Annotated in this window: 11 protein-coding genes; all 11 read left to right on the forward strand. The window is 48.0% G+C overall.

Annotated features, from left to right (window positions below; genetic code table 11):
* Positions 1-683 precede the first annotated feature (683 nt).
* The 11 genes from mgtE to Q1V85_RS23200 all read left to right on the forward strand — a co-directional run bounded on the left by mgtE (position 684) and on the right by Q1V85_RS23200 (position 22,548).
* Positions 684-2,069 carry a magnesium transporter gene (mgtE, locus tag Q1V85_RS23150; RefSeq protein ID WP_300603906.1) on the forward strand — a complete coding sequence of 462 codons (1,386 nt, stop codon included), beginning with the start codon at positions 684-686 and terminating at the stop codon, positions 2,067-2,069.
* A gap of 93 nt (positions 2,070-2,162) precedes the next feature.
* Positions 2,163-2,321 (forward strand): hypothetical protein, encoded by a 159-nt coding sequence (locus Q1V85_RS23155; RefSeq protein ID WP_300603908.1) that lies wholly within the window; start codon positions 2,163-2,165, stop codon positions 2,319-2,321.
* Positions 2,322-2,750: 429 nt separating this feature from the next.
* Complete coding sequence (locus tag Q1V85_RS23160; RefSeq protein ID WP_300603911.1) at positions 2,751-5,939, forward strand: TonB-dependent receptor; 3,189 nt, start codon at positions 2,751-2,753, stop codon at positions 5,937-5,939.
* Between the two features lie 21 nt (positions 5,940-5,960).
* Positions 5,961-7,772, forward strand: a complete 1,812-nt coding sequence (locus Q1V85_RS23165) for a RagB/SusD family nutrient uptake outer membrane protein (protein WP_300603913.1) — start codon at positions 5,961-5,963, stop codon at positions 7,770-7,772.
* 42 nt (positions 7,773-7,814) lie between these two features.
* Complete coding sequence (locus Q1V85_RS23170) at positions 7,815-10,757, forward strand: SusC/RagA family TonB-linked outer membrane protein (protein WP_300603914.1); 2,943 nt, start codon at positions 7,815-7,817, stop codon at positions 10,755-10,757.
* A gap of 11 nt (positions 10,758-10,768) precedes the next feature.
* On the forward strand, positions 10,769-12,553 hold the full coding sequence (locus tag Q1V85_RS23175; protein ID WP_300603916.1) for a RagB/SusD family nutrient uptake outer membrane protein: 1,785 nt from the start codon (positions 10,769-10,771) through the stop codon (positions 12,551-12,553).
* Positions 12,554-12,565: 12 nt separating this feature from the next.
* On the forward strand, positions 12,566-15,286 hold the full coding sequence (locus Q1V85_RS23180) for an alpha-L-rhamnosidase (RefSeq protein WP_300603919.1): 2,721 nt from the start codon (positions 12,566-12,568) through the stop codon (positions 15,284-15,286).
* A 5-nt stretch (positions 15,287-15,291) separates the two neighbouring features.
* On the forward strand, positions 15,292-16,236 hold the full coding sequence (locus tag Q1V85_RS23185; protein ID WP_300603921.1) for a hypothetical protein: 945 nt from the start codon (positions 15,292-15,294) through the stop codon (positions 16,234-16,236).
* Positions 16,237-16,247: 11 nt separating this feature from the next.
* The gene (locus Q1V85_RS23190; protein WP_300603924.1) at positions 16,248-18,029 is read left to right on the forward strand and encodes a hypothetical protein; all 1,782 of its coding nucleotides are present in this window, start codon (positions 16,248-16,250) and stop codon (positions 18,027-18,029) included.
* Positions 18,030-18,042: 13 nt separating this feature from the next.
* Positions 18,043-20,823: an alpha-L-rhamnosidase gene (locus Q1V85_RS23195; protein ID WP_300603926.1), complete on the forward strand. Its 2,781-nt coding sequence runs from the start codon at positions 18,043-18,045 to the stop codon at positions 20,821-20,823.
* A gap of 105 nt (positions 20,824-20,928) precedes the next feature.
* Complete coding sequence (locus Q1V85_RS23200; RefSeq protein WP_300603928.1) at positions 20,929-22,548, forward strand: beta-N-acetylhexosaminidase; 1,620 nt, start codon at positions 20,929-20,931, stop codon at positions 22,546-22,548.
* Positions 22,549-22,550: the final 2 nt, after the last annotated feature.

The raw sequence follows: 22,550 nt of genomic DNA on the forward strand, positions 1-22,550 counted from the left end.
GTTGTTTTACTGCCCCGGGGTTTTGGTAATATGACTCCAACGCGCGTACTAATGTGTTTTCTACATCGTCAAGGCTGTTGAATATTTTGTTGTGGAAATATTTCCGCCGAAGTTCTCTCCATAAAAGTTCAACCGGGTTGACGATGTAGAAAACACATTAGTACGCGCGTTGGAGTCATATTACCAAAACCCCGGGGCAGTAAAACAACTATCAAAAGGATATGACTATTTTAGTAATAATGATAGCGGTTAATTATTAGGCTTGTTTTTGATTATATACAGGAAGGAACTTTTTAGGAAGTATAGAATGGCCTAAGATGAAAAATCTTGTCTGAGCGGTTACATGAATCGGTTCATTACTCCGCAGCTGGTTTCTTTATGCATCAACCTTTTAAATTTTTGGGCTTGCCCGCCTTCTGTAAGCACCATTGTTCCCCCTTTTTTCACCGGTAACAAAAAGCGGCCCTGATCTCTTACCACATTTATTCATCTTTTTTGTTTTTATGTGGAGAATATTGCACAGGTGATAGCGGCGATACCAAAAATATGATCCTGTTGCAATGGCTCATTTGCTGTCTTTCGTCAAAAAGAAAGAAGGATGGATACGTTTAAAGTGGTTAGGGCGGGCATTTAAGAACAATGGCAGACTTTTAGCAGGTAGATTTATAAAAAAATCAGGAGATATGTCCCAGGAACCCGAATGGAAAGACCTTGCAACACAAATTAAAGCCCTGCTATCGGATGAGAAGCGCGAGAATGAAGATGAAGTGATCAAAACTATATTGCAGGAGCAGACGGCTGCAAATGTGGCACTTGTTATGGAAGAGCTTTCGCCTGAACAATCGGCACGTGTATTTGAGGCACTTGATATGCCCATGACAACCGATGTATTGGTAAAGCTGGAACCGGAAAGAACCAATAAGATACTGGCATTGCATCCCGAAAAGCTGATCAACCTGCTGGATGCGTTGCCTCCCCGCGAAGCAGCTGCACTCATCACCGATATTCCATCCCGGTTAAATACCTATTTAAAAAAGAAAATAAGGGACTCTGCCGCAGTGGAAGAAGCGCAGTTGCGGCGCTCTTATCCCAAGGGATCGGTCGGACGGCTAATGACCACTTATTTTGTCCGCCTGCAAAAAGGCATTTCAGTTGCAGAAGGGATCCGGATCGTTAAGTATACCGATCCGGAAGTGGATATACCGGATGATATTTATATAGTGGAGAAAACAGCTGAAGCCTCAAAGTATACCCTTTTGGGTGTGATTTCTATAAGAGATTTGCTGATGTGTGACCCACAGACCAGGATTGAAGATGCTATGGAAAAAGAGGTGGTTTCGGTAATGGCAACGATTGATGAAACGGACGCTGCTGCCATTCTCTCTAAATATAAGTTTATGAGTTTACCCGTAACAGATGAGGAAGGGTATTTGATCGGGGTGGTACCTGCGGATGATTTAATGTCGATCATTGTAAACAGATCCCGAAGATTATATACGCAGGCTGTAGGTACGGATGCTGAAACGATGGAACAATTGACCCCGGTACAGGCGGCTAAATTGCGTGTTCCATGGTTGTTAGGAACGATGGTAATAGAACTGGTAGCCGGTATGATCATTTCGCATTACGATGCCGTTCTTCAGAAGATCATTTTGCTGACGTCGTTTATGCCCGTTATCTCCGCAATATCGGGCAATGTAGGATTACAGGCTGCCGCTATTACCGTAAGAGCACTTGATATGGAGTCAACCAATAAAAAAAATATCTGGGCATCGTTAAAGAAAGAGAGTTTAACAACCCTGTTAATGGCCATCGCATGTGGGGTTGTTTTAGGCACGATCGGTGCGATCTGGGCAAAGCATATCCCTTTTGGTATTGTAATCGGGATCGCGCTTACCTGTTCTATGCTTACCGCCGGTTTAATGGGAACGCTTATCCCTTCGGTTTCTAAAAAAATGGGATTTGATCCGGCTACAACAGCCGGTCCTTTTGAGACGGCCTTCCAGGATATTATCGGGTTTGCTGTATTTCTTGGCCTGGCAACCTTGCTTCAACACTGGATAATGTAGTGCCTTTGGGTCGATATCCCGTTGAGGGTTCAATTTGGTTCGTGTATGCACCCTAGCCGTCAACTTAACAGAAGACACTTACCAAAACAAGATATGCGTAGTCTGAAGGGCTACAATGTGAATAACTCCCGGCTGATGCTGGGAACCATGCACATTGTAGCCTTCGGGTACTTTAGCAACGACTATAGAAAAATCACTTCCGCACAAGCTCCCGAAATATGTCCACACGATAGCCCCGCCAACGGAATCTGACAATGCAGCAATTTCTTCCGCTAACCCTTAAGTTGACGGCTATGTGTATGCACGAACCTTTTTATTGCAGACTGTCGTATGACCCTTCTGAATCTGTATAAAGCTGCGGGAAATATACCTGCCGGAGCTGCAGATGACACCTCAACACAAGCATCGGTTATCGCTTAAAGTGGATGAAACTGCATGCCATAAAATTTTCAGCCCGATCAGTACAAGGCAGGTCAGTAAAGAAAAAATAACATACTACATTCACATTAGATAACGGCAAAACTAATTTTTTGAATGAGGGGTAACGGTTGCAGAAGATAACTTCTTGGGATCGGTGCATAAAAAATGTGCTGTGCAGCGCCATGGGTAAAGTACGAACCGCGCCTGCATCGTTAAATGCCTGTGTTTAACCGGGCGTAACTCCAAAAGTAATGTAGTAATATGAAAAAAAGGATAGTTATATTTTTCGTTTTGTTGTCTGCAATGACAGCTGCTTCCCAACTGGTACAGGGACAAATGATTCAGGGTACTGTAAAAGATGCAACCGGGCCGCTGGAAGAGGTTTCTGTATCTGTAAAAGACAGCAGCGGCATCGGAACTGTTACGGATAAAGACGGTGTTTTTCGGATCAGTGCCAGGAGCGGGCAGACCCTCATTTTTTCACATACCGGGTATGAAAGCAAAGAATTGTTATTAAATGGCATTGGGGATGTAGTAGTTCTATTATCTGAAGACCGCAAGGGGCTGGAGGAGGTTGTTGTGGTAGGCTACGGAAAACAGCGGAAAGTGACGCTAACCGGCGCGGTTGCTACGATCAGCGGATCCGAACTGACCAAACAATTGTCGCCCGATTTTGGTGCATCCTTAAAAGGATTGATACCGGGGCTTACGGTAGTGCAGGGAACCGGGATGCCCGGTGAGGATGACGCGGCACTATACCTGAGAGGTGTTGCTACAACAAATGGCGTAAATCCACTCATATTGATCGACGGGGTATTTGCTGAGATGAGCCGGTTACGTCAACTGGATCCGTTTTCAGTGGCCAGTGTCAGCGTTTTAAAAGATGCTTCTGCTACCGCAGTTTTTGGAGTGCGGGGCGCCAACGGTGTTATTATCGTTACTACAAAAAGAGGTGAAGCCGGAAAAGTATCCATTAGTGCATCTACGGAGCAAAGCCTTCAGCAGATGGCATACCTGCCAGACAGGTTGCCTTCTTATGAATATGTGCATTTGCGTAATGAGGCATTGACCAATGATGGTATGCCGGCGGAGTACAGCGCCGCAGACATTGCCAAATATGAAAGCTGGAAAACCGGGAACCCCGCAGATCCGTATTGGTATCCGGATAATAACTGGGTAAATATTTTGTTTAAAAAATACGCACCATTATCCCGTACAAATGTAAACCTGAGTGGGGGCACGGAGCGGCTGCGCTACTTTGCCAGTGTGGGCTATCTCACACAGTCGGGTTTATTCAATGTAGAACCTAAATCGTATCTGAAATATGACGCGCAAACAAAAGTGAACCGTTATAATTTCCGTGCAAATGTTGATTTTGATGTAACAAAGGCTATAAAGTTATATGCCAACCTTTCGGGAGATATAGAACGCGTAAACAACTCCAACCTGCTGAACGGACAATTTGGTTTTGCTACATTGTTTGTAAATGCTTTAACAAGCAGGCCAACCGATGTGGGGCCGCTATCAAAAGACGGTGTTCCCGTATATATGAATAGCGAGCTGCAGCCACTGTCGGCGGGCAGGATTGTGGCAGACAAATATGGCACGGGTTCTTCTTATGGGGATCTGAACAGAAGCGGATACACATTAGGCACCCGCTCTGGCTTTGATGGAAAATTCGGGCTGGATTATAATTTGGATGCCATTACCCCGGGGCTCAAATTTGGCGCTTCGGCGGCACTTACCTCACTGGGCTCAACCCGGATGACGGCTTCCAAAAATTATGTGGTATTCAATTACCAGGATATTACGCTGAACAACGAACCCCGGAGAGTATACGTCATCAACCGTGGAAATGAAACGGAGGATAATCCCCTGTCGCTTAGTAAATCATCTGCAAGCTCTATGCGGGTAAACCTGCAGGGGCAGTTTAATTATGCCCGGAATTTTGGAAAGCATGCCATAGGCGGCCTGGTATTATTTCAGCGGGATTATTGGGAGGCCGGAGAGGGCTCGGGTTATGAAGCACCCTACCTGCCCTTTAATATATTGGGTTTATCGGGCCGGGCCACTTATGGATATGACAACCGGTATTTGTTTGAGTTCAATGTGGGATATAATGGTTCTGAACAATTTTCTCCAAAGAAGCGATTCGGTTTCTTCCCGGCATTATCCGGAGGCTGGGTGGTTTCTAATGAGGCCTTTTTTAAACAGGTGCGTTGGATCAATAACCTGAAATTCCGTTATTCCTACGGCTTTGTTGGAAATGATTTGCTCGGCACTTCAAGGTTCCTTTACCTGGATAATATTGTGATAGGTGGCACGGGCCTGTACGGAGGGGATGTGCCAACCCTGGGGGGCGCCGGCAATAAGATCAATGAAGTGATGATCGGCAATCCCAATATTACCTGGGAACGGGCAAAGAAGCAGAATGCCGGCTTGGATCTCTCATTTGTAAACGGGTTATCGTTAACCGCCGATTTTTACCGCGAAAACAGAACCGGTATTCTTTTAAGACCGCAAACCGTGCCCGATGTACTGGGGGTACCGCAAAGCGTATTGCCGGTACTGAATTTGGGCGAAATTGATAACAGGGGGATGGAGTTTTTATTGGGATATAAGAAGCCGGTTTCAAAAGATTTTTCATTGAACACCAGTCTGAATTTTAGTTACAATAAAAATAAGGTGCTGTTTTATGATGAACCCCTGAGAGCACATGATTATGTGTATCGTAAACGGATTGAGGGCTTTTCGCTGGGGCAGCAATGGGGCTACCGCATCGACCGATCCGTTGATCCGGCCAAAGGAAAAGATGGCTCCGGATTTTTTAACAGTGCGGAAGATATTACAAAATCGGGGCTGAACTATTTGGTAGGAACACCCAGGCCGGGAGATTTTATTTACACCGATCAGAATGGAGATGGCATTATAGACGAAAAAGATATGGTACCCATCGGTAAGGCCAACCTGCCCAATATTTCTTATGGGATGCAGGTAGACCTCCGGTATAAAAATTTTGATTGTTCGTTGCTGATGCAGGGGGTAAGCAGTGCTTCAAAATATTATGAAGGTCCCGGGGTTTTTGAGGAAATGGGTTCGGCCAGTTTCTATTCATGGCAATTAAACAGGTGGTCGGCAGAACGGTACCAGCAACATGAAACCATCAACCATCCCCGTCTTGCTACAACGGCCTCGTCCAGCCATATTCCAAACGATTACTATATTATGAACACATCCTATTTACGCCTGCGCAATGTGGTACTGGGGTATACCATTCCCACCGGTGTTACCAAACGGTTTGCAAAGAGCGTGCGTATCTACGTAAATGCTACAAACCTGCTCACCTGGGATCAGCTCCGCATGGGCAGCTTTGATCCGGAGCAGGCCAATGGATTTGTATATCCGCTGATGAAAAACTATAACCTGGGTATTAATATCAATTTTAACTAATTCGTTTTAAATACTGAACAAATGATGCGCGCTGTATTGATGATCATAAGTCTTTGCTGTCTTATTTCCTGTAAGAAAGTGTTAGATGCCACACCTGATGGAAGGATCTCTTATGAAGATGTATTTCAGGATAAGGAAAAGGTGAAAGCGATGTTTAATACCTGTTTTGATAACCTGCCGCTTAAAGGACTCAACTATTTCTTTTTTGCCAATAACCCGGTAGGGCTGTCGGATGAGTCCTGGTATACAAGAACCGATGGGCCGCTGGCGGATGCGTATAACGGAAGTATTACGGCGGCTAATAACAGCCTGGAAACAACCGACGTACTGGGCTTTCCCTGGGATGGTAATTACTGGGCTTCTTATTTTAAACAAATAAGACGGATCAATCTTTTCCTGCAAAATATTGGCCAGGCAAAAGTAGAGTCGGAGAAAGACCGGGAATGGTGGACGGCGGAAGCCCATTTATTAAGGGCCTATTTTTATATGGAACTGATCAAATGGTATGGCCCCGTTCCGTTAACCACCTCCGTAATGCAGGTAGGGGAAGATTATTCAGCAATAAAGAAGGCGTCCTATGCCGACATCTGCCGCCAGATCGTGGCCGATTGTGATGTGGCCCTGGCTTCTGAAAACCTGCCCTGGCGCCTGACGGATGGCAACCAGCAGAACCGGATGACCAAGGGGATTGCCGCTGCTTTACGGGGCCAGGCAGCATTGTATGCGGCCAGCCCGGCAAACAATGGCGGCGAAAATTTATGGGAATGGGCCTACCAGGTAAACAAGAAAAGCGTAGAGTTGCTGGTGCAAAACGGCTACCAGCTTTACACCGATTACCAGGTTGGCGGCAACTACAGCAGTGCTTACCAGGAATACTTTGCACAGAACCCCGACTATTCGGCTACCCCCAATGACAGGGAAACCATCATGGAGAACTTCAGAGCTTCTATGGATTTTTTTGATATACAAACATTACCCATACTGGGCGGATCCTTTGCAGGTAATGTACCTACACAGGAGCTGATCGATGCCTATGATATGGCCGCAACCGGAAAGCCGGTGCTGGACCCGGTAAAGCCTTACCTGGATGAGCAGCATTTACAACCCAACTACCTGCCGGGGTCGGGATATGATCCTCAAAAGCCTTATGTGGGAAGAGATCCCCGTTTTTATGCTTCCACATTTTATAATGGCAGTACCTATATCGTTGCGGGATATGGTTCTGATAATATTGCGCCTATAGAAACCTTTGTGGGAGGCAACTGCGGCTTAAATTTAAACAACGCCAAACATACCCATACCGGTTACTATTCACGTAAGGCGTACTTCACGCTTTACTGGCCGGCCGTATTTCGTTTTGTAGATGGAAAGCCCCGTTTCTTCCGGCTGGGGCGGTCTTTTCTTGATCTGGCCGAGTGTGCTGCGGAGGCCGGCCATATAGCGGAGGCCATGGAATATGTAAATAAAATACGCCATCGTGCAGGGTTTAGCCCCGCTGTAGATAAGACCGCTTCATCCATTGAAGACGCCCGCACCATTGTGAGAAATGAAAGAAGAGTGGAGCTGGCCTATGAAGAGGCCCGCTACTTCGACGTACGTCGCTGGACGCCCCTGGAGCAGGACCTGAAGGAAGAGAAATTTGTTACAGGTATGCGGATTACCAAAAATGGGGATGGCTCGTTTAAATACGATCGCTTTGTATTAGGAGGTGGCAACGGAGCTCCCAGTAAATCCAACTATCAGAAGAAATGGCACTTTTATCCCATTCCCCAAAAAGAAGTGATAAAACTGGAAGCCGCCACCAAACAGGTATGGCAAAACAAAGGCTGGTAATCAAACATACAGGTCTTAACGGCTAATGATAATAAGATAATAATGGAAATGACAATACATAAGATGCATACAGGTTTTATCGCAATACTTACCGGCATGCTTTTGCAGGTAGGCGCTGCCGCAGCTACCGCCGGTAATTTGCGGCCCGTTGTGCAGGATACCATACCTGTACCGGAATTAGGCAATACAGATACTTCAGGTGAAATAGTGCCATTACCGGTATTGAAGTTCAGTCCGGGAAAATACATTACGGGTGCTATCTCAAGTGTGCAGGGCAGTGAACTGATCAAAACACCGGCGCCGGGCCTGGCGTCTACCCTGGCCGGCCGGTTACCGGGTGTAATTGTAAAGCAGGGTACACAACAGCCTTATGCCGATGGGGTGTCGCTTTATGTAAGAGGACGCAGTACCGTTAACGGCAACAGCCCGCTGATCGTTTTAGATGGTGTGCCCTCGCCATTGCTGGATATCAGTGTTATCAACCCCCAGGAAGTAGAAACAGTTACTGTTTTAAAAGATGCAGCGGAAACGGCGGTTTATGGATACCAGGCTTCCAATGGCGTATTGCTGATCACCACAAAGAAGGGCAGAGGCATGAAGGGGAATGCAATTACAGCATCAGTAAACCACGGGGTACAGCAGGCGGTTTCGGGCCCTGTCATCCTGCCATCCTGGGAGTATGCCACACTCCGGAACCAGGCTTATATGAATGATGGGGTATTCAATCTTCCGTATACAAAAAACGATATTGAAAAGTTCAGGGATCCTGCGGTAAACAGGGAACGGTACCCGGATAATAACTGGTATCAGCTCTTTATGAAAGATCAGGCGGTGCTGGACCGGTACAATGTTTCGGTAGGCAGCGCGGGCGAAAAGGTGAACTATTTTTTAAATGCCGGCTATTTACGGCAGGGCTCTTTGTTACGTACGGTAAAGCAGGAGCGGTTTAATCCCGAATATGCCTTGCAGCGGTTTACAGTCCGGGCAAATGTGGAAATGAAAATACTGGAAAACCTGAGTGCCTTTTTATACCAGTCTGTAAATATCGACCGTAGAAACCGGCCCACCACCAGTATGAGCAGCATCTTGCAGAATATACTTACCATGCCTCCCACAGAAAATGGTCCGCTTACACCCAACGGGGACGTAATTGCCACGCTGTACAATAATAATCCGCCTTATGGCGCTATTAATAAAAGTGGCTACCTGAGAGAGATGATCACGGATTATCATGGGACGCTGGGATTGAACGTTGATCTCAAATTTATCACGCCCGGTTTAAGCGCGTCTGGTTATATGGCTTTTGAAACCAAGTATTATGGCACGCGCTCCGGAACAAAAGATTATCCCCGGTTTATCAGGGACGGTGTTGCGCAAACGGCGGATGGAAGAGACAGCATTATTTACAAGCCTTATGGCGAAAATACAGAAACGCCGCTGGCGATGGGCCGGAATTCACTCTTTGGCTATTTCCTCAATTTCAACGGCATGCTGAACTACCAGCGAACCTTCAATACCCATCATACTGTAGAAGGCTTTGTTAATTATTTTGCCCAGAATTATGTACCGGTTTATGCGAATGGCATGTCTATTCAAACCGTAATTCCATATGATCGGTTAGCGCTGTCCGGAAAGGTCAGGTATATGTATAAAGCGCGCTACATTGCCCAGTTTGTAGCCGGCTATACGGGTTCCGATCAGTTTGCTCCTGGCAGAAGGGCGGGGTTCTTCCCGGCGGTGTCGGCTGCATGGATCGTCTCCGGGGAAAACTTTATGAAGCCTGCGGAACAATGGCTTGGCTTTTTAAAACTGCGCGCGTCTTATGGCCTAACCGGAAACGACCAGTTGCCCAACCCCCGTTTTTCGTATATGGATAATATAACCGCCACATCGGGAGGTCCTATTGCAGGCTTGTATATCGGAAGTCTGATCCGGGAAAATAACATTGCCAACCCACTGGTTACCTGGGAAAAACAACAGCAGCTGAATCTGGGTATCGATATGGAATTGCTGAAAATGTTCACCATCCGGCTGGATGCGTTCCGGCAGGCGCAGAAAAATATTTCTGTACAAAGTAATATGGTGCCATCCATGCAGGGCATTCCGGTTGGCGCGTTCCCCTATATCAACACCGGGCTGATTGTAAATAGAGGACTGGAAGCTGATATCCGGTTCGATAAAACGCTCAATAAAGACTGGAAACTATTTGTATCGGGAAATATCCTGTACAACAAAAGCAAGGTGGTCGACCTCGGGGAGCTGGATCAGTCGGGCAGCGGGTACTATTACCCCTACCGGTCAACCGGATATCCCATTGGACAGTTATTTGGTTACCTGGTCGACTACAGCAATGGGAACGGGTATTTCAATAGTCCGCAGGAAATTACAGACCGGAAGCTAACTTATTCCGGCGCGCAGCCCCGTCCCGGCGATTTTATTTACCGGGATCTGAACGGGGATGGTATTGTTGATGAAAAAGATATGGCGCCCATGGGCTTCACTGCCATCCCGGAATTATCTTATGGTGCTGCAGCAGGCTTCAACTATAAAATGTTTGATTGTTATATACAGATCCAGGGCGTTGGCCGTACCAGTGCTTACTTACAGGGCATTGGGGTGATGGAGAATTACGGGCGCGGCACGTATTTCCCCATACACCGTACGGCCTGGACCCCGGAGCGTTATGCCAACAACGAGGAGATCGGATACCCGGCTCTTTCTACCCAGTCTTCATCAAGTACCCGCATTAACGATTTTTTTGTAAACCGGCGGGACTATATGCGGTTAAAGACCGTAGAGATCGGGTATACCTTTACCCATATTTTTGGTAAAACAAACGCAACCAATCTGCGCCTCTTCGGAAGCGGTCAGAACCTGCTTACGTTTCACAAATCTAAATTTGACGGGCTGGATCCGGAAGGAAATACATTCATTGCTTACCCGGTTTACAGAACTTATAACCTGGGGTTAAATATTCAATTTTAATGCAGACAATCATGAATAGAACGTATATAATACACCTGTACGCACTGCTTGCTGTTTATTTATTGGCCTCCTGTACCAAGATGCCGGAATACGCAGATGGAAGGGTGTCTTATGAAGAGGTTTTTGACAGTTATAAAAAAACAGCCGGCTACCTGAATCTTTGCTATACAAAAATGCAGCCCTATGGCAGCTCTTATGCGGGCGGTGGCTTTTTAGCGGGGTACAGTGATGAAGCGCTGCAGGCCGGAGAAGTGAATAACAGTATGGAGCAGCAATGGCATCGTGGGTTGCTGACACCATTTTTTAATCCGGTTGAAAGTGGTAATTCCGGTAACTCCAACTGGTGGGCCGGTAATTTTGAAGGCATCCGCTACTGCAATGTGTTCCTGGAAAATATTGATTCGGCCGCTGTAGCCAGCCAGACGATACGCGCGGGTTATAAGGCCCAGGCCCGTTTGCTGCGTGCCTTTTATTACCTGCAGCTGATCAAACGGTATGGCGGTGTACCCATTTATACCAAACCGCTCCCTGTTAACTATGATTATTCCATGGAAAAGCGCCCATCCTTTTCCACCGTGGCATTGTTCATTATTGCAGAATGTGATGATGTGCTGAAAAATGTTTCCGATGCGGCGATGGGCTGGATACAGGGAGAAACCGAGTTTCAACGGGGCATGTTTTATAAAGGAGTAGCCGCCGCTATGAAATCGCAGGCAGCGCTTTATGCGGCCAGCCCGTTATGGAATGATGGCTCGGTTACCTGGGAGCTTGCGGCGCGTTATACAAAGGAGGCATTAAGCATCTGTCTTGAAAACGGGTTTAAACTTTATGATGTGGTGCCTCCGGCGGCCAGCGGATATAATGCCTTTGATATTTATTTCCGTACCCGTTCGGATGTGAACCGGGTACGCGATAAGGAAACGGTATTTGAATTGAACCAGCGGCTGCAGGTGTACAATTACAACGGTCTGCCGTTTACGCCCGGCATTGTTACTTCGGGCGATAATCCTTCACAGGAACTGGTAGATGCATTTGAAACCATCGACGGGCAGCCCGTATTGGATCCGGCGCGTCCCTATTTAGATAATGATCACCTGCAACCCAATTACAATGCAGCCAACACGCTTTATAATCCCGCAGACCCTTTTGCCAAACGGGATCCACGGCTCCGGGCCAGCATCTATTATCATGGTGCGCCGTTTAACCTGGGCAATGCCGCCAGTAAGGTAACAATGGATGCCGGCGGAAATGCACCCATATCCGCCACCGATATCCGTAATACACGCACGGGATATTACCTGCGGAAGTTTTCCAATTTTACTTCCGACCGGAATTCAAATAATGACGGTTACTTTAAATTGTACCGGTTGGCCGAGCTGTATCTGAATGCTGCCGAGGCGGCCAACGAAGCAGCGCCCGGCAATACCGCTCCGCAGGATGCCCTGGATGCTGTTAATGCGGTAAGGGCGCGCGTGGGCATGCCTGCATTGCCAATAGGGCTGTCCAAAGAAGCATTCCGGCTACGGCTACGCTCAGAACGCAGGGTGGAGCTGGCTTACGAGGAGCACCGGTTTTATGACCTCCGGCGGTGGAAGACCCTTAGCGATAACGGTAAAGTGGTTACCGGCATGCGTCCGGTTTCCAATGGCAGCGGCGGATTTACCTACCAGCGCTTCGTGGTTAAAAACGACCGTGCGGCGTTGGCCGACAAATACCTTATCTTTCCCCTGCCCGCAAATGAGGTAACCAAAATGCAGAAAATAACGGGCGATAACTGGCAAAACCCAGGTTGGTAAAGGAATATAATCATGCATCAGCGGATCAGATACTATGGATTTTTGAAGAACTGTATCATAAGCAGCCTGCTGTGCTGTCTTTGCATCATAAGCGCCGGGGCACAGGATCAATGGGCGATAACCGGTTTGAAAACCGAATATGCAGACCGGCCGGTAGGCATGAACATTACCCGGCCGCAATTCAGCTGGATGATCGGATCTGACAGGCCCGGACTGTTACAGGAAGCGTACCGGGTACTGGTTTCAGATGACAGCACAATGCTGCAGGAAGAAGAAGCAAATATGTGGGACAGTAAACAATTAAAATCGGCGCAGTCTGCAGGTGTTGCGTACAATGGCCTGCCGCTAAAAAGCCGCACCCGCTATTACTGGAAAGTACAGGTACAGCTGCGTGGCGCTCCGGCCGGCCGCTGGAGCCCGGTATCTTTTTTTGAAACAGGATTATTGGATCAGAAAGAATGGACCGGCGACTGGGTGGGCTATTCTTTTGGATGGCCCGGAAAAGTATTGTATTTCCGGCATGTATTTGACTGCGCAAAACCGGTGGCACAGGCGCGTATTTATGTGGCCGGTATTGGTTATAATACCCTCCGGCTTAATGGCCACCGGGTAGGCGACCGGGTACTGGAGCCGGCCAACAGTGATTATGCAAAGCGGGTGTACTATAGCACCTATGATGTAACGGCTCAATTAAAGGATAAAAATGTGTTACTGGTAGCCGTGGCGCCGGGTTGGTATGGTATGCCCAAACTCAGGCTGCAGGCGGATATCATTTATACCGATGGCAGCCGCCAGCAATTTTCATCAACCGATATTCGCCGGGTAACCCAGGGGCCGGTACAAAGTGCCGGTGTCATCGATGGCGAACAATATGATGCCCGCCTGGAAAAATTTGAGGAGTGGGATATTCCTTCCGATACCATTATTAAAGGCTTGCCCAATAAGCACTGGGGATATGCATTAACCGTGGAGCCGCCCGGTGGAAAAATGGTAGCACAGCACCAGGAACCGATACGGATAATAGAAGCGCTCCACCCGGTTTCAGTAACGGAAATAAAACCGGGCGTACTGGTGCTGGATGCCGGGCAAAACGGGGCCGGCTGGCTGGAACTGAGCACAGCGGCCAAAGCAGGCACCGAAATTGTAATGAAATTTGCCGAAACCCTTAACCCGGATGGAAGCGTAAACCAGGAGAACCTCCGCACGGCCCGCGCAACGGATGTATATATTGCAAAAGGCACCGGCAGGGAAGTATGGGAACCTTCGTTTACCTATCACGGGTTTCGCTATATACAGGTTGAGGGAATGCCCGGCCGGCCCGGGCGCACCGATTTCAGGATAAAACGGGTACGCTCCGATGTGGCGGAAACCGGTACTTTTTCCAGTTCCAGCAAATTGCTCAATGCCATTCATCAAATGGTGCAGCGCACGGAAGCCAGCAACCTGCACAGTATTCCTACCGATTGCCCGCAACGGGACGAACGCATGGGCTGGCTGAATGATATGACCGTACGGATCGATCAGGCCATCTACAATTTTGATATGTCGCGCTTTTATCCCAAATACCTGGATGATATCAGCGACACACAGGATGAAGAAGGGCGCATTGGTGATACGGCTCCCTATAAGGTAGGTGGCCGCCCGGCAGATCCCGTTTCTGTCAGCTATTTACTGCTGGCGATTAAATGCTACGAGTATTATGGGAATCGTACGATCATTGATAAACATTATAGCGGGTTTAAAGCATGGGTGCGTTTTTTACAATCCCAAACAAAAGACGGTATCCTCGAATACAGTTACTATGGCGATTGGTCGCCGCCGGCTGAGCTGGGCCTTTCAGGAGCAGGCTATGGGGCGATCTCAAAAAATACGCCCGGCTCGTTAATGTCTACGGGCTTCCTGTATTACTACGCGCAGTTAATGGAGCGAATGGCCGTTATAACCGGTCGGAAGGAAGACGCCCAAAGCTATGCAACGCTGGCCCGTATTACAGCAGCTGCTTTCCAGGAGCGGTTCTGGAATGCTTCCACAGGAGGGTATGGTTCCAATAACCAGGCCTGTAATGCATTCGCATTGTTCCTTGGGATGGGGAATAAGGCACAGCAGGAACAAACCCTGCAAAACCTGGTGGCCGATGTTAAGGCGCAGGGCTACCACCTTACCACCGGGAATATCTGTACAAAATATTTGCTGGAAGTGTTAACCGAAAGAGGCCAGGTGGATGTGGCGTATAAGATTGCCACGCAAACCACGTATCCGGGATGGGGTTATATGTTGGAAAAGGGTGCTACCACGCTTTGGGAGCGTTGGGAATACCAGACCGGAAGTTCTATGAACTCGCATAACCATCCGATGATGGGCTCTGTGGGTTCCTGGTTTTATAAATATCTTTTAGGTATTATACCCGATGAAAATAATCCCGGTTTTCAACGCTTCATCATCAAACCGTATATGCCCCGGGGGCTTGAAAGCTGCGCGGGTAGTTATCATTCGGTAACAGGGATGATCAACAGCCGGTGGAAAAAGGGGAAAGATAAAATCGAAATGAACGTGACGGTTCCTGCCAATAGCGTAGCTGAGGTATTTATTCCCTCGGTAAACGGAAAAATTACCGTTAACGGAAAATCATATACGCAAAATAAAAACCTGAAGCTCCTGCGCACCGAAGCGCAATGGACGGTGTTTGAGGTAGCTTCCGGCGACTATGAATTTATGACATTTAAAACGAACTAAATTTTATGAATACGATTTACAAAGGTTACAGGATAAGCCATTTGTTGTTATTTTTCGCTATGCTTTTAACGGGCATTGGCGCCTGTAAAAAGAGTTCAACGGGCGGCAGCGGGGCATTGGAGCAGTCACTTGCGCTGGATAAAACAGCTGCAGATATGCAGGTGAACGAAACAATAAAGATCGTCCCTTCTTTTGACGGCGGGAAAGTGATCATACCTAACGGAAAGTATAGCTGGACTTCCGATGATCCCTCGATCGCATCCGTGTACATGAACAAGGATTTTTCCGTAACCGTAACCGGTCGCCAGTTGGGAACAACCAGGTTACGCCTGAGTTCCAAAGATGGGGGTGACCTGGAACAGGTCTGCAATATTTCAGTGGTGCCTTCACCGGTTATACTCATTAATTTCGGCGATAAAACCACACCGGCGGAATGGAATAATGTGACGAATGCGATGCGTATTGATGGTTCGCTCCCCGGTTTGCATACAACAACAGGTCGCAGTACAGGTATTTCCTTAAAAGTGGTTGAACGTTTCAACTTGTGGGGCGCTGCCGGCGCTACCAATACAAGTACCGATCTTAATATGCCAAACGAAGTGTCTTCCGATTATTTTTATGGCAATACAACGGACTTCTTAGGAGTAACCACGCCAAGGAGCGTGATAAAATTCAGTGGCCTGGATAAAAAGAAAAAGTACCGCTGCCGTTTTTATGCATCAAGAATGGGGGCGGGAGAAATCCGGGATGCCAAATACACCATTACCGGCGGTAATGAAGCCTTTACAACTCTTAATGCGTCTAACAATGTAAATAATATTGCCTGTGCAGATCCGGTAAGCCCGGATGCAAACGGGAATATCCTGCTTACCATAACAGCCGGACCTGATAATAATAGCCCCAATGGTTTTTATTATCTCGGGGCCATGCGAATGGTTGAGGAGTTTTGAGTATGATTAGTATGATTAGTTTAATTGTTTTGATGAATGTATGGTGGATGCAGGGAAGTGCTAAAGATAGCACCGATAAAGTAACGGATGCAAATGCATATACAGTGGCGTATACCGGAGCACCGGAACAGCAGAGCTTTACCTCCCTTATTAAAAAAAAAGGCCGGCATGAGGTGGGGCTGTTTTATTTTACCTGGCTGGGGCAGCATCCCGGCGGGCAAAAAGGCACGTATACCATCGGTAAGCTATTGCAAACAGACCCGGCGGCCCTGTACCGGGCAGATGGAACCCCCCAAAGTCCATTAGGGCAATATCATTTTTGGGGCGAACCCCTGTATGGGTACTATAACAGCGCGGACCCCTGGATCATTAACCGGCATATAGAGTTGCTGACTATGGCGGGCATCGACTACCTGGTACTGGATGCTACCAATGCATTTTATTACCCGGAAGTGGTTACCACCTTGCTGAACCGCCTGGCTTTTTTCCGGGAGCAGGGATGGGCCGTACCCAAAATTGCATTTTATACCAATTCCTCTTCCGGCACTACCGTTGCCCACATCTATAAGCAGTTTTACGCTTCGGGCCGGTATGAGGCCCAATGGTACCGCCCAAAAGAGAAACCGTTCATCATTGGTATTACAGAAAACAACCACAAGGCTTCGGATCAAACACGATCCGGCAACTTTAAAGATTTTGTTTCAAAAGAGCTGCAGCAGTATTTTGATGTGCGGGAGGCACAATGGCCTACCGGTATGTACAACAGTGCCGCATTTCCCTGGATCAGCTGGGATTATCCGCAACGGATCCATGATGGCGGTATCGTTTCCGTTTCAGTGGCGCAGCATGGCCCTCAAACCATCGTTTTTTCGGATACGGTACATACACGGGGGCGGGGCTACGATGTACAAACAAAAAAGAATACCGAACCTGGCGTTCGCACCGGTAAAAACTACCAGGGCCAGTGGGAAACCGTGTTTAATAATAAAGACCGGATCTCCAATGTTTTTATAACCGGGTGGAACGAGTGGGTCGCAATAAAGATGGCCAATGATAAAGGCGTGTATTTTGTAGATGCCTTTGATGAAGCGTTTTCAAGAGATATAGAGATGATGAAGGACGGCTATGGCGATCATTTTTATTTGCAGACCATCGCCAATATCCGGCGGTTCAAGTATGATAGTACAGTCGTGAAGGTGCGTGCGCCAAAAATGATCATCAATATCCGGGACACCGCTTTGCATCAATGGAAGAAAGCACCCGCAATGTTTAAAGATTTTGAAGGTGATGCCGTTCCAAGAGATTTTGCCGGCTTTGCACCTGCTGTGCATTACCGGGACAGCAGCGCCCGCAATGATATCATAAGCGTCCGGGTCACCAACGATAAAAAAAATCTTTACCTCCTAGTGGAAACAGCCCAGCCGGTTACGGCGTATAACGGAACCGACCGGAACTGGATGAACCTGTTGCTCAGCACCGGTAGCTGGCAACCGGGTTTTGAAGGGTTTCATTATATCATCAATCGTCGTCCCGGACCTGGGGGAACAACCTCTGTAGAGCGTTCGATAGGCGGGTTTCAATGGTCAGATGCCGGAACAGCCCGGATGCAGGTATGGGGAAATTATCTGCAGGTTTCCATCCCGCTGCATACGCTCGGGTTGCACAAACCCGGAACGGCCATCGGCATCAAAATAGCGGATCATGTTACCCGTTATGATGATATGATGGATTACTATGTAACCGGTGACAGTGCTCCCATTGGGCGGCTCGCTTATTTATATCAGTTGAATTAAAGTATAACATTTTATGTATCGATATAGGAATGGTCTTTATCTTTTATTACTGATCCTGCTCTCCTGCGGAACCACAAAACCAGCGCTGCGTGTACAGCAGCTGAAGGTTGAGGGGCGGAGTGCCTTCATTGGCGTGCCATCGGCTGCGCCCCGTTTAAGCTGGCAGCTACAGGCCCCCGGAAGAAAAGGTGTGCTGCAAACGGCTTATGAAATAAAAGTGGCTAACTCAAAAGAGCTGCTGAAAAAGGGACAGGGCAATACCTGGAGCAGCGGCAAAGTACAATCCGGCAACAGCCTGGATATTGTTTTTAATGGTAGTGCGCTGAAGAGCGACGAAGATTACTACTGGCAGGTAAAGGTATGGACCAACCAGGGCGATTCAGCAGTCAGCGATCTGCAGCACTGGCGCATGGCATTGCTGGATCCATCGGAATGGCATGCCCGCTGGATTGGCTTAGATACCTTTTCCGCAACGGATGCACCTACGCAGACGCGCACCCGGCTTTCGGCCCGTTATCTCCGGAAAGAGGTTACAACGGATAAACCGGTAAAGCGGGTTACCGCTTATATCAGTGGTTTGGGTTTAAGTGAATTGCATATAAACGGTAATAAAATAAGCCAGGATGTATTAAGCCCCACGTTAACCGATTATAGCAAACGGGTTCCGTATAACAGTTATGATATTACCGGCAACTGGAAAGAAAAAAATGCTATTGGCGTTATTTTAGGGAATGGCCGCTTTTTTAATATGCGCGATTTTCAGGGTACACCCAACCCGCTTACGGGTATTGCGCAGGTAAACTATGGTTTTCCCCGGCTGCTGTTGCAGATCCGTATTACGTTTACCGATGGCACCATTACCGATATTATTTCGGATCCTTCCTGGAAGGTAACCGATCAGGGCCCCATCCGTGCCAACAATGAATATGATGGAGAAACCTACGATGCCGGTTTAGCGCTTACCGGTTGGGATAAGCCCGGGTATAACGATTCCGGTTGGCGGCCGGCCAGCCTGATGGACGCGCCTGGCGGAACGCTGTTTGCACAGGCAAATGAAAATATCGGGGTCAATGATACGGTGCGGCCACAGTCTGTTTACCAAACAAAGAATGGCTCTTATATCCTTGATATGGGGCAAAACATGGTGGGATGGTTGCAGATAAAGGTGAAGGGCAAGGCGCATGATACCATACGGCTGGTATTTGCAGAACGGCTTAAAAATAAAGACAGCTTATACCTGGCCAGCCTGCGCGATGCAGCGGTTACCGATACCTATATTCTTAAAGGCGAGGGCCAGGAAATTTGGGAACCCCGGTTTACCTATCATGGGTTTCGTTATGTAGAAGTGTTTGGTTTATCGGCAGCGCCCTCGCCGGAGGATTTTACGGGGAAGGTCGTGTATGACCAGGTTGCTCCTACAGGACATTTTGAAACCTCTGATACTACGATCAACCAGGTGTATCATAATGCCTGGTGGACGATCCGCGGAAATTACAGGGGTATTCCTACAGATTGTCCGCAGCGGGATGAGCGGGTGGCCTGGCTGGGCGACCGGCTGATGAGCTCCTACGGCGAAAGTTTCCTGTTTGATAATGCCCGCTTTTACCATAAATGGATGACGGATGCAAAGGCTGCCCAGCTGGAGAACGGAAGCCTTCCGGATATTGTGCCGGCATACTGGCTGCAGCATACAGATAACGTAACCTATCCCAGCGCCTTTATCATCATCCCCGAAATGCTGCGCCGGCAATTTGGCGATGAAACCTACAGGGAATACTATCCCGGTATGAAAAAATGGATGCTGTATATGTGGAATAAGTACCAGGTCGGGAACCTGGTATTAAAAGATACATATGGCGATTGGTGTGTGGCGCCGGATGAAGGATCCGATGCCATCTGGATCAATGATCCCCTGCGCACCACTGATGGCGGCCTTGTAGGCGCGGCCTACTATTATTACTGTGCCACACTTATGGAACAGTTTGCCAGGTTGCAGCAGCTGCCGGAAGATGCCGCCTGGTTTTTGGAGCTGCGTAAGAAAATGAAGGAAGCGTTCAATCAAAAATTCTTTAACGCCGAAAAGGGATACTACGCCAATAATACAACAACAGCGAACCTCCTGCCACTTACCTTTGGACTGGTGCCCGAAGAAAAAAGGGCCGGGGTCTTTGAGCAAATTGTAAAAGGGATTGCGGCAAATCAGGATCATGTAAATTCGGGTATTATGGGAATGATGTGGCTGATGCGTGGGTTAAGCGATCATGGCCGGCCGGATCTGGCCTATACCATTGCCACCAATCGCACCTATCCCAGCTGGGGCTATATGGTTGCGCACGGTGCTACCACCATCTGGGAACTTTGGAATGGGAATACGGCAGACCCGCTGATGAATTCGTGGAATCACCAGATGTTATTAGGCGACCTCCTGGTGTGGTACTACGAATACCTGGCGGGGATAAAGTCGGATGACCGGCAGGTTGCCTTTAAAAAAGTAATTATGAATCCGCTGTTTCCGAAAGGCCTCAACTATGTCAATGCAAGCTACCAGTCGAGGTACGGCATGATAGAGAGTAACTGGAAAAAGAACGGAAAAGAACTGGTATGGCAGATCGCTGTTCCACCCAATAGTACCGCGGCTGTTTACTTTCCGGTAGCGGATTCGGGTATGATCGAAGAAAGCGGAAAGCCTGTGCTGAACCGGAACGAGCTGCTGATAAAGGGAATGGAGAAGGGGCGGCTGCTGATAGAACTGGGATCGGGCAGGTATCACTTCAGGATCCGGCTGCAGGAATAATAATACGCAGGTAGCCATGCTGCAGCATGCTGTTATCCTTTTTTTGAAGCAGATGCGTATTAAAAGCGACATTTAAATAAGCGCTATTTTTAAAAGTATATGTATATGAAACGAATGGTCATTTATTTATGGATGGGTTTATGGGCCGGTGCGATGCCGGCAGGGGCGCAGCAGGAATCATTAAATATTATTCCGAAACCTGCATCCGTTCAGTTAAAAAAGGAAACGGTAAAACTGAACCCGGTGGCTACCGTTTATGTAGATCAGCGGCAGCCAATCGATACGGCTTATTGGGATGGCGTTCTGAAAGAAACCGGGATCAGTGCTCAATGGGTAGCTGCTCCGCAGAAAGCAACCATCAGTTTCCGGTTAAACGGCGGACAGCCACAGGCCGGGGATGAGTCGTATACCCTGGAGATCCGCAACAGGGGCCGGGTGCCGGAAGTGCGTGCACAGGCCGGTGGTGGCAATGGGTTGCTGTATGCCCTGCAAACCCTGCGTCAGCTGGCGCAGGAGCAGCAGGCAGGCGAAGTGCGCTTTCCTGCATGTTTTATTTCCGACAAGCCGGCGTTTCCCTGGAGGGCCTTTATGCTGGATGAAAGCCGCAACTTTCATGGTAAGGAAATGGTAAAACGGGTACTGGATGAAATGGCCCGTTTAAAGCTCAATACCTTTCACTGGCACCTGGTAGATGATCCTGCCTGGCGGCTCGAAATTAAAAAGTATCCGCTGCTTACCCGTATTGCATCAAGGGGGAACTTCGGACATATGGTGCATTTTCAAAGTGCTGAAAGTCGCCTGGACAGCCTGTTCCTCGAGCCTCCTGCCCAGTTCTATTTTCAAAAGGATATCCGGGAGATCATTGCTTATGCACATGCCCGGGGTATAAAAGTAATTCCCGAAATTGAAGTGCCGGGCCATGCATCTGCTTCCATTTTTGCGTATCCCTGGCTGGGGGCCAGCAGTAAGGTAGCAGGGTACCCTGTACATTATGACCTGTATGATGTTACCGATCCAAAAGTAGAACAGTTCCTGCACGATGTGCTGGACGAAGTGATTGCGCTTTTCCCTGATGGTATTATTCATATCGGCGGAGATGAAGCAGATTACCGGCGTTGGGAAGGTTCAAAAACGATCAATGATTTTATGAAAGCGCATGCGATCCCTACTTATGCAGATCTGCAGGTTTGGGCCATCAACCGGATGTCGCAATACATTGCATCAAAAGGATATCGTATGATCGGGTGGAATGAAATTACAGGGGATAATATTCGTGGTGATGCACATATAAAGGCCGGCCAATCGGAGCGGCTGGCAAAAGGTACATTGGTGCAGTTCTGGGATGGCGATGTACAGCTGGTAAACAAGGCGATTGCACAGGGATACGATGTGGTGAACTCAAACCGGCATTTCACCTACCTGGATTATCCGTATGAAACCACTTCCTTGGAGAAAGCGTACTCCTTCAACCCGGTACCCGATGGTATTGCAGCAGCTGACCGGCAAAAGATCCTGGGAATGGGCGCCCAGATGTGGGGCGAGTTTACGCCTACGGATGAACGCGTTTATTTTCAAACCTTCCCGCGCATTGCAGCACTGGCGGAAGCAGGCTGGATGCCACAGGATGTAAAACGATCGTATGAGGATTTTAGAAAAAGGCTTGTTCCGATTGAAAAAATATGGACGGATAAGGGATATATTTTACATCAAAAGGGAAAATATTAACA

Source organism: Niabella sp., assembly GCF_030150205.1.
In the GTDB taxonomy this organism is placed as follows: Bacteria; Bacteroidota; Bacteroidia; order Chitinophagales; family Chitinophagaceae; genus Niabella.

Bases quoted from the DNA above. Each gene is read 5' to 3' on its own strand.
- Q1V85_RS23195 (WP_300603926.1), top strand. From the start codon at position 18,043: ATGTATCGATATAGGAATGGTCTTTATCTTTTATTACTGATCCTGCTC.
- Q1V85_RS23175 (WP_300603916.1), top strand. From the start codon at position 10,769: ATGAATAGAACGTATATAATACACCTGTACGCACTGCTTGCTGTTTAT.
- Q1V85_RS23170 (WP_300603914.1), top strand. From the start codon at position 7,815: ATGGAAATGACAATACATAAGATGCATACAGGTTTTATCGCAATACTT.
- Q1V85_RS23155 (WP_300603908.1), top strand. From the start codon at position 2,163: ATGCGTAGTCTGAAGGGCTACAATGTGAATAACTCCCGGCTGATGCTG.
- mgtE (WP_300603906.1), top strand. From the start codon at position 684: ATGTCCCAGGAACCCGAATGGAAAGACCTTGCAACACAAATTAAAGCC.
- Q1V85_RS23185 (WP_300603921.1), top strand. From the start codon at position 15,292: ATGAATACGATTTACAAAGGTTACAGGATAAGCCATTTGTTGTTATTT.
- Q1V85_RS23180 (WP_300603919.1), top strand. From the start codon at position 12,566: ATGCATCAGCGGATCAGATACTATGGATTTTTGAAGAACTGTATCATA.
- Q1V85_RS23160 (WP_300603911.1), top strand. From the start codon at position 2,751: ATGAAAAAAAGGATAGTTATATTTTTCGTTTTGTTGTCTGCAATGACA.
- Q1V85_RS23200 (WP_300603928.1), top strand. From the start codon at position 20,929: ATGAAACGAATGGTCATTTATTTATGGATGGGTTTATGGGCCGGTGCG.
- Q1V85_RS23190 (WP_300603924.1), top strand. From the start codon at position 16,248: ATGATTAGTTTAATTGTTTTGATGAATGTATGGTGGATGCAGGGAAGT.
- Q1V85_RS23165 (WP_300603913.1), top strand. From the start codon at position 5,961: ATGATGCGCGCTGTATTGATGATCATAAGTCTTTGCTGTCTTATTTCC.